The organism is Bilophila sp. (assembly GCF_057864385.1).
Genome location: NZ_DBMAFI010000104.1, coordinates 1 through 8,242, shown reverse-complemented (window position 1 = coordinate 8,242; position 8,242 = coordinate 1). Strand labels below are relative to the sequence as shown.

General features: G+C 63.6%; 8 protein-coding genes. 6 read left to right on the top strand and 2 right to left on the bottom strand.

The features are described from left to right. Positions 1–45: 45 nt before the first annotated feature. Positions 46–1,278 carry a diaminopropionate ammonia-lyase gene (dpaL, locus tag ACZM8Y_RS17230; RefSeq protein WP_482334349.1) on the bottom strand — a complete coding sequence of 411 codons (1,233 nt, stop codon included), beginning with the start codon at positions 1,276–1,278 and terminating at the stop codon, positions 46–48. A 245-nt stretch (positions 1,279–1,523) separates the two neighbouring features. Here dpaL and ACZM8Y_RS17225 point away from each other — a divergent pair, with 245 nt between their 5' ends. Beyond that, positions 1,524–1,769 carry a hypothetical protein gene (locus ACZM8Y_RS17225; protein ID WP_482334351.1) on the top strand — a complete coding sequence of 82 codons (246 nt, stop codon included), beginning with the start codon at positions 1,524–1,526 and terminating at the stop codon, positions 1,767–1,769. Here the strand turns inward: ACZM8Y_RS17225 and ACZM8Y_RS17220 are convergent. After that, a complete protein-coding gene (locus ACZM8Y_RS17220; protein ID WP_302551348.1) occupies positions 1,766–3,415 on the bottom strand; it encodes an FG-GAP repeat domain-containing protein in 1,650 nt (549 codons plus the stop codon). The genes ACZM8Y_RS17225 and ACZM8Y_RS17220 overlap by 4 nt on opposite strands. Before the next feature lie 143 nt (positions 3,416–3,558). Between ACZM8Y_RS17220 and ACZM8Y_RS17215 the strand changes: the two genes are divergently transcribed. The 5 genes from ACZM8Y_RS17215 (at position 3,559) to moaA (ending at position 8,140) form a co-directional block, all read left to right on the top strand. Further along, complete coding sequence (locus tag ACZM8Y_RS17215; protein WP_482334353.1) at positions 3,559–4,836, top strand: RsmB/NOP family class I SAM-dependent RNA methyltransferase; 1,278 nt, start codon at positions 3,559–3,561, stop codon at positions 4,834–4,836. 557 nt (positions 4,837–5,393) lie between these two features. Beyond that, positions 5,394–5,621 (top strand): MoaD/ThiS family protein, encoded by a 228-nt coding sequence (locus tag ACZM8Y_RS17210; RefSeq protein ID WP_302551350.1) that lies wholly within the window; start codon positions 5,394–5,396, stop codon positions 5,619–5,621. Beyond that, positions 5,618–6,394 (top strand): formate dehydrogenase accessory sulfurtransferase FdhD, encoded by a 777-nt coding sequence (locus ACZM8Y_RS17205; RefSeq protein ID WP_482334355.1) that lies wholly within the window; start codon positions 5,618–5,620, stop codon positions 6,392–6,394. The genes ACZM8Y_RS17210 and ACZM8Y_RS17205 overlap by 4 nt, the downstream gene beginning before the upstream one ends. Next, positions 6,391–7,044, top strand: a complete 654-nt coding sequence (gene mobA / locus ACZM8Y_RS17200; RefSeq protein ID WP_337432135.1) for a molybdenum cofactor guanylyltransferase — start codon at positions 6,391–6,393, stop codon at positions 7,042–7,044. Before ACZM8Y_RS17205 ends, mobA begins: the two co-directional genes overlap by 4 nt. Before the next feature lie 52 nt (positions 7,045–7,096). Next, positions 7,097–8,140, top strand: coding sequence for a GTP 3',8-cyclase MoaA (moaA, locus tag ACZM8Y_RS17195; protein WP_482334357.1), 1,044 nt, complete (start codon positions 7,097–7,099; stop codon positions 8,138–8,140). The last annotated feature ends 102 nt before the right edge of the window (positions 8,141–8,242 follow it).

Below are 8,242 nucleotides of genomic sequence, written 5' to 3'. Positions count from 1 at the left end.
AGAACCTTTCTCCAGAAAGGTTCTCCTCCCCCTCCCCAATTATCCCTACTCACCCACCCGCAGCCCGTCACCATGCCTGCCGTACCAGCAGACGTCACGCCAGACGCGGGGCGAGGTGTCGCCTTCGGTGCTGATGAGCATGACGCGGGAATCGGGGCCAAGCCCAAGGGCTTCGCGGAGCGGCGCAAGGGCGGGGTTGCGCATGATGTGATCGAGCGCGCCGAGCGGCGCCGCACCGGACTCGCCGGAGACGATGGGGGCGTCACCGCCGCGCGCGGCGGCGTAGAGGCGCATCCCGTTGGCGGCTACATAATCGGGGCAGGAAAGATAGGCCGAGGCATAGTCGCGCAGGATGGGCCACCCCACGGTACAGGGCTCGCCGCAGGCCAGCCCCGCCATCAGCGTGGAAAGATCGCCGGTGACGCTATGCGGCAGGCCGTCCCCGGCAAGGGCGGAACGGTAAATGCAGTCGGCGGCGTGCGGCTCCACAATGATCGTCTTGGGGAGCGCGTCGCCAAGTTCCGAGGCCATGTAGCCGAGCACGCCGGACGCGAAGGAGCCGACCCCGGCCTGAAGGAAAAGATGCGTCGGGGGCTCAAGCTCTTCGGCGCGCCACTGGGCGAGCGCCTCAACAGCAAGCGCGGCATAGCCCTGAATGATCCATGTGGGGATGTCCTCATAGCCGTCCCAAGCCGTGTCCTGCACCATGACCCAGCCGTTTTCACAGGCCATCTTCCACGCGAGGCGCACGGCGTCGTCATAATTCAGATCCGTGATGCCGGCTTCCGCGCCGTGGCTGCGGATGTTCTCCAGCCGCGCCGGGTCGGACCCCTTGGGCATATAGATGACGGCCTTCTTGCCGAGCTGCTGCGCCGTCCACGCTACCGCCCGGCCGTGGTTGCCGTCCGTGGCGGATACGAAGGTAATGGGCCCAAGCCGCTCGCCCACGGCGGGGGAACAGAGATCGGCGGGCGTCAGATCGTCGATGGGTTTTCCGAGCCGTTCCGCAAGGTAACGGCCCATCGCATAGGAAGCGCCGAGCACCTTGAAGGCGTTGAGCCCGAAGCGTTTCGACTCGTCCTTGGCCCGGATGTTCCCAAGGCCGAGCGTGGAGGCCAGATACGGCAGGGGGACGAGGGGCGTGGGCGCGTACTGCGCGAAACCGGCATGGAAACGCCGGGCGCGCCGGGCTTCGGCGGCGCTCAGCATATCCAAGGAAGCGCCTGAGCCGGGCCGCAGGCACTGCGTATTGATGTGATAAAGCATGACATTGTCCATTGCGAACCTCCCGATGCGGCAGCAGGGTAAACGGAGAACATCCGGGCACATCCCGGAATGCCCCTCCAAAGCAAGGATAGGGCCAATGTGGTGTTTTGCTATCATCCCCATTTTGAAGCGGATTTTTCAGCCGTTTCAGGTGCCGCCGTTCCCGAAATGAGAATTCTCCCGGATTGCGAACGTTTTTTTCTCATTACGAGAACAAGATCCCCCCAGAGCGGAAACAAAAGGCTCTGTCAGAGTACATGGTTGTTTTGTTTCAGCAATATACTGAAAATATATGCTCTTTCTCCAAGTTTTCCGCCGGCGGGCTCTGTGGTTGGGGGATTTTATTGGTTATTTCTTTGGAATTTCAAGGAAATAAAGCATCAACCGTTTTCTATGGCACAGCCAAACAAAAAAACGCAGGCCCCGCGAACGAAGCCTGCGCCATATGGATGCCTTTCAGTTGCCTGCCCTTGCTGCGGGAGGCCCCCTCTATCCGCCGCTAGTCGAGCGCCGGGGCCGTCTTCGGATCCATCATGCTGAGATCCAGCGGGTAGAAGACCACCACGGTCTTGCGGTTCTGGAGGCCGAGCGCGCCGGGGTGCGTGTTCAGGCAGACCACAAGATCCTTGGTGCCGTCGTTGTTCGGGTCAGCCAGCGCGAAGTCCACAACGGAACCCTTGATGCGGCGGGTCTTCCACTGAAGGCTGAGGCCCACGCCGTCCCAATACAGGGATTCGACTTCACCCTCAGGGAAGAAGCGGTAGTTCTCGAAGAACTGCGCGGACACCGAAATGGGCTTGTTGACCAGCAGTTCCCAAGTGCCGTCCTGTTCCAGATCCGAGGGGATCATGCGCACCGGCACGAAATACTTGGACGGGATCAGGATATTGTCCTTGCCCATGCCGGGCATCTGCGTCTGTTCGGCGATGCCGATGGCCGATCCGGAGAACTTCTCGTCCGTCTGGTTCAACTGCGAGCCGTTGCTTGAGAACACGCGGAGGCGTTCCTCATCGGTCAGCACCACGAGCTTTTCGGTTTCCTTGCCCGGCGTTCCGGGCAGCCATGCGAAGTTCAGGGCGTTCACGCCGCTCGGCAGATCCAGCTTCTTGCTCTGCACAAGGCTGTTGCCCTGCTTCATCATCTCATACACGCCGCCACGCGAGAAAATGCGGGACGGATCGCCCTTCTGACCGATCAGGGTGGGCATGTAATCCGGGGGAATGCGCACCACGTTCAGATAGTAGGGAAGGCGTTCCGCCACTTCGGTGAAGGTATTCCCCTTAAAGCTCAGGATCATGGAATACGGCTGCGTGTAGTCTTCCTCATAGGCGGTCAGGATGATTTCCTCAGCCCTGTCGCGGTTCAGATCTATGCTGCGGAGCGCAAGCGGCATCATGCGGGTGGGGATTCTGTATTCCCCAAGCTGCACGAGGCGCTCGTTCTGCCACTGATACACGTAAAGGCGCTTTTCGCCGAGCACGACCACCTCGTTCTTGCCGTCGCCGTTCACGTCGGCGACGATCATGCCCACAGCCGCATAAGGAAGCGTCTGGCTGCGGTAACGCGTGCCGTCGCTGCCCTGATAACGGAACTGCGGGTTCAGGTAGACCTGACTCTGCGTGGCCTCCTTCTGGACAAAATTGGGGTTCGCCTGCCCGGCGCTCGCAGCCGGGGCCGCCGCAACGACGCCGGAACCGCCGCGCCCGAAGACTTCGGCGTTGATGCTGTCGGAAACGCCCTGAAGGGTGGCGATAAGGTCATTGACGCGGGTTTTCGCACCCTTGCGCCATTCCTTGCCCGCCTTGTCACGGACGCGGACATCGAGGCTGGCGCTGTCGCCTATAATCGTCACGTCACCCCAGACAACATAGTCGGCACCGGTGGCGGAAAGGGCCTTGGCGGCGCTTCCGGCATCGCTTACGGCCCCGGCCTTGGCGAGTGCGGCGTCGGCAACGGGCTGGAAATGTCCCTGCCAGTACAGGCGGGAGTTCAGCATGGACGGAATGGCCTTTTCCAGATAGGTGAACCCGCTGGAACCACTCACTTTAAAAGGCAGCACCGCGTAGCTGCGCACATCGGCGGCAAGGGCTTGCGCCACAAATACCAGCATTGTACACAGCATCAGAGCCGTACGGAATATCAGATGCATTCGTAAACTCCTTGGAAGGATTCGCCGGTTCAGCCCGGTCGACTTTTTTTACCATACTATAGACTTCCCCGTCTCCGCAAGCGCAACGCCGGAAACGGAAAGTGCCAAAAACCCTTTATCGCGTTTTTTCTAAATAGGATAGTATGACCGACACCCCCGCCCTCCGCCGTTCTTTCCGCCTCGTCTGCGGCCCGGAACAGATCCCGTCCGTCGAGGCGCTGCTCAGCGCACAAGGCTTCGTTTTCGAGCCGGAACCGTTTTCTCCGCTGGCAAGGCGGCTGCTCCGGGAGCCGTTCCCGCTCGGCAGGAGCCTCGCCGCCTTCTGGGGGTACGTCTACATTCAGGATCGTTCGTCCATGCTCCCGCCGCTGGCCCTCGCGCCCGGCGAAGGGGCCCGCGTGCTCGATATGTGCGCCAGCCCCGGCAGCAAGACGGGCCTCCTCGCGCAGCTTGTGGGCCGCGGGGGGCTGGTGCTCGGCAACGAACCGGCCCGCCCGCGCCTCGCGAACCTGCGCCGCAACCTCGCCGCGCTCAACCTTCTCCAGGCCGTGACCTGCTCATGGCCCGGCGAGTCCCTGCCCCTGCCCGACGCCTCGTGGGATGCCATCCTCCTTGATCCGCCCTGTTCCGGCTGGGGAACCACGGACAAGAACCCGCAGGCGAGCAGGCGCTGGCAGGGCGATCGCCTCAAGCCCATGCTGGATCTGCAACGCAAGCTCCTGACGGAAGCGGGCCGCCTGCTGCGCCCCGGCGGAAAGCTCGTCTATTCCACCTGCACGACCAATGTGGACGAGAACGAAGGGCAAGTCCGTTTTGCCGTTGAAAGGCTCGGCCTTGAACTGATCCCGCTGGAACCGTTCCCCGGCTTCGTTTTCGCCGCGCCGGAACTCCCCGGCTGCGAAGGCACGCTCCGGGTGGACGAGGACGCCTCCAACGCGCAGGGCTTTTATATCGCCCTGCTGCGCAAACCCGGCGACTCCGTCGCCGCGCCCGGCCTCGCCCAAGGGGAGGCGTCCACGGCGGCCTACCGCGCGATCCCCCCGGCCTTCCTTGAGGAGTTCGGGCTGTCCCCCTCCCTGCTCCCCCCCGGCGATCTGGCGGCGTTCGAGGGTTCCCTCCACTTCCTGCCCGCCCCGGCGCTGGCGCACCTGCCCGCCGCCGTGCGCTGGCAGGGCATGGCCCTCGGCAAGGCGTCGGCACAGGGGCTTATCCCTTCGGCGCGGCTCAGGGCTTTGCTCGATCCGGAACCCCGCCGCATTCCCCGCCTCGACGTCGACGACGTGCCCGCCCTCGAACGCCTGCTGCAAGGCGGAAGCCTTGACACGGGGCTGCCCGGCAAGGAAGCGTCCCTGTTCTGGCGCGGGCTTCCCCTTGGTCGCCTCCGCCTCAAGGCCGGGCGCGCCGTGTGGAGCGACCGGTAAACGTATATTTCAGGAATAACAATGTGTTGATGAGGGGAGGAGAAACTTTCTGGAGAAGGGGGGGAGTCCCCCCACGCTTCTCTGGGACATTTACTTTGAAGCTGCAAAGGAATAACCGACAAAATGCCTCAGCCATGAAGTCCGCCAAGGGGAAAACTGGAGAAAAAGGCCGCATTTTTACCGTGCTGTAGAGATGAAAGCCGCATGCTTCATTGCAAAAGCGAATACCCCGTCTCTCCTCCCCCTTCTCTTCAAAGGCTTTCGCGTTTATTGAATCCCTATCCGCGGCTTTCCGTTTGGCTCTGTTAGGGTATGTGGTTGTTTCATCCCCACAGTGCGGTGAAAAATAGAGCCGTTTTTCCCGTTTTCCCCTTGGCGGGATACACGGCCAAGGCATTTTGCCGATTATCCCTTTGGAGCTTCAAGGAAAAAAGCATCAACCATTTTCTATAACACAGCCTTCCGTTTCCACTGGCCCCGAACCGCGGCACCGCGTGTTCCCGGCCTTGCAAAAAACCTGCGGTATCCGCTAGGATGGGGGCTCAAGGAGTCTTCCCATGCTGATAGAAATACGCCGCTTCGCAACGCTGCCCCCGCACACGCCCGAAACCGGCAGGCTGGACGTGGCCGAAGGAACCACGGCGGGCGAAGCCATGCGCGCCCTCAACATCCGATCCGCGGGAACCCTGCTCCTCGTCAACGGGGTTCATGCCGAACCGGATCGCATCCTGAACAACGGCGACAGGCTCGCCTTCGTCCCCTCCGCAGAGGTGGCCAACCCATGAATACCCCTTTGTCCTACTCCGTCACCCGCTGGAAAGACGGCGGGTGGCAGCATATCGACGACGCAGTCAGCCCGGAGGAACCCGTATACGTTTCGTGGCATGGAAGCAGTTGCCGCCTGTGGGCATGGCCCGACGATCTTGAGCCGCTGGCGATTGGGCACGTCCTGCTCGACCGCCGGCATCTCGGCCCCGAAGCCGGCCCCTCGCCGTTCCGCATGTCCGGGAGCGTGCGCGCCGTATCCGTCCCGCCCGGCATCGACGCGAAACACGCCTTTGCCGTGGAGCTCAAGCGCATGGAGAAAAAAGGGCACGACGAAACGCCCTCCATCGTCATGACGCCCGACGCCATCGTCAAGCATATGGACGCCTTCCTGACGCTGGAAGGCTCCTGCCCCCTGCTCTGGGAATCCACGGGATGCTTCCACCGCGCGGGCATGTTCGATCCCAAGGCCGGGGCCTTCCTCCGCCTTGCCGAGGACATCGGGCGGCACAACTGCCTCGACCGGCTTGCGGGCTGGGCCTGTCTCAACGGCATCGATCCGGCGGAAACCGTGCTCTTCGTCTCGGCCCGCATCACGTCCAGCCTCTACGCCAAGGCGCGCCGGGCGGGTTTCTCGTTCCTCATCAGCCGCAGCGCCGTCACCTCCACGCCCGTGGAAATGGCCCGGCAGCAAAACAGGCTTCATCCCGCCCACCCCGTGACCGTCGTCGGCTTCTGCCGTTCCCGTGAGGAACGGCTCACGGTCTTTGCCGGAGAAGGCAGGATCGCATGATCGGCGTCGTGCTGGCCGGGGGGCGCTCCACCCGGCTTGGGCAGGACAAGGTACGCCTGCGCCTGCCCGGTGACGGGCGGGACATGCTGGCCCGCACAGCCGATCTTCTCGCCGCGTGTACGGACGGCGTAGCCATTTCGTGCCGGGCCCCCGCGTCAGGGGAAGCTGTTCCGGCCCTGCCCGGCATCCGTTCCATCCCCGACGCGGAACCCGGCCTTGGGCCGTTCGGCGGGGTATGGGCCGCGCTCCGGGAGCTCCGGCAGCCGCTCCTCGTGCTCTCGTGCGATCTGCCGTTCATGGACGCGCCCACGCTGCGCCGCCTCATCGATGCCCGCAACGCCCGTTCCCCCGAAACGCTGATGACGACGTTCCAGCAGGCGGAAACGGGATTCATCGAGGCGCTCGTCTCCATCTACGAACCGGCCTGCCTGCCCTTCTTTGAAAAGGCCCGTGCCCGCAGCCTCCGGCAGCTCAACCTTGTGATCCCCGAAGGGCGGCAGTCGCGCGTCGCCTATACCAAGGCCGAAGCCCTGCCCTTCTTCAACATCAATTTCCCGGACGAACTTGAGCGGGCCAAACGCATGGCTGAAGCCGCATGTGAGCAAAGGCACGGTACGGCTTGCCACGCCGCCGAGGAGGGGGTACGGTAAAGGCTTCCCCCACCGCGCCGCCCCTTACGGCGCACAACCACCGGGCAGTCCCATGAACGCAATCCCCCCCTCCGCCCATCCGTGCGAACCCGCCGCCTCGCTGGAAGACGGCCACGGCAGGGCCGTCCGCTATATCCGCCTTTCCGTCACCGACCGCTGCAACCTGCGCTGCACCTACTGCCGCAGCGGCATGGAGACGTTCATTCCCCACGAGTCCGTCCTGCGTTATGAGGAGATGGAGCAGCTTGTGGACATGGCGATGGGCATGGGCGTGGAAAAAGTCCGGCTGACGGGCGGCGAGCCTTTCGCACGCAAAGGGTTTGCCGAGTTCCTCGAACGCCTGCGGGCCGCACACCCCGCCCTCGACATCCGCGTGACCACCAACGGGACGCTGATCGGCCCCCATATCCGCACTCTGAAAGCCATCGGCCTGAACGCGGTGAACCTGTCCCTCGACACGTTCGACAGGAACAAGTTCGAGCGGGTTACGGGCCGCGATCTGTTCCATAAGGTTCGGGAGAACATGGATGCCCTTCTCGACGCGGGCATCCCCTTCAAGCTCAACGCGGTCGCCATGCGCGGCTTCAACGACGACGAGCTGCCCGCCTTTGTCGATTACGCCATGCGCCACCCCGTCGATGTGCGGTTTATCGAATTCATGCCTATGGGCGAAGGCACGCGCTGGTCGGACAGTTGTTTCTGGCCTGCCCCGGACATCCTTGACGCCGTCAAGGGGCTCGTCTCCGTCGCCCCTGTGGAGCAGGGGCAGCGCAGCGGCGGCCCCGCCCGGCTTTACGCCCTCTCCGACCCGGACGGCCCCGGCCTTGGGCGCCTCGGCCTGATCACCCCGCTTTCCAGCCATTTCTGCACGGCCTGCAACCGGCTCCGCATCACGTCCGACGGTGCGCTGAGGACATGCCTGTTCGACGACCGGGAATACCGGCTCCGCAATGCCCTGCGGCATCCCAGGCTCGGCATCGAAGCCGTCCGCCGCATCGTCACCCTCGCCACACGGGAAAAGCCCATCGGGGCGCGGCTCCTCGAACGCCGCCGCAACGCCGTGGCCCAGCGGCGCATGACCGCCATCGGCGGGTAGGCGGGTAATAAGGCTATTGGGAAATTGGGGAGGGGGAGGGGAAACTTTCTGGAGAAAGTTTCCCCTCCCCCTCCCCAAACCCCACCCCCTCCTCTTCAAAGA

Bases quoted from the DNA above. Each gene is read 5' to 3' on its own strand.
- moaA (WP_482334357.1), top strand. From the start codon at position 7,097: ATGAACGCAATCCCCCCCTCCGCCCATCCGTGCGAACCCGCCGCCTCG.
- mobA (WP_337432135.1), top strand. From the start codon at position 6,391: ATGATCGGCGTCGTGCTGGCCGGGGGGCGCTCCACCCGGCTTGGGCAG.
- ACZM8Y_RS17215 (WP_482334353.1), top strand. From the start codon at position 3,559: ATGACCGACACCCCCGCCCTCCGCCGTTCTTTCCGCCTCGTCTGCGGC.
- ACZM8Y_RS17225 (WP_482334351.1), top strand. From the start codon at position 1,524: ATGGTTGTTTTGTTTCAGCAATATACTGAAAATATATGCTCTTTCTCC.
- ACZM8Y_RS17210 (WP_302551350.1), top strand. From the start codon at position 5,394: ATGCTGATAGAAATACGCCGCTTCGCAACGCTGCCCCCGCACACGCCC.
- ACZM8Y_RS17220 (WP_302551348.1), bottom strand. From the start codon at position 3,415: ATGCATCTGATATTCCGTACGGCTCTGATGCTGTGTACAATGCTGGTA.
- ACZM8Y_RS17205 (WP_482334355.1), top strand. From the start codon at position 5,618: ATGAATACCCCTTTGTCCTACTCCGTCACCCGCTGGAAAGACGGCGGG.
- dpaL (WP_482334349.1), bottom strand. From the start codon at position 1,278: ATGGACAATGTCATGCTTTATCACATCAATACGCAGTGCCTGCGGCCC.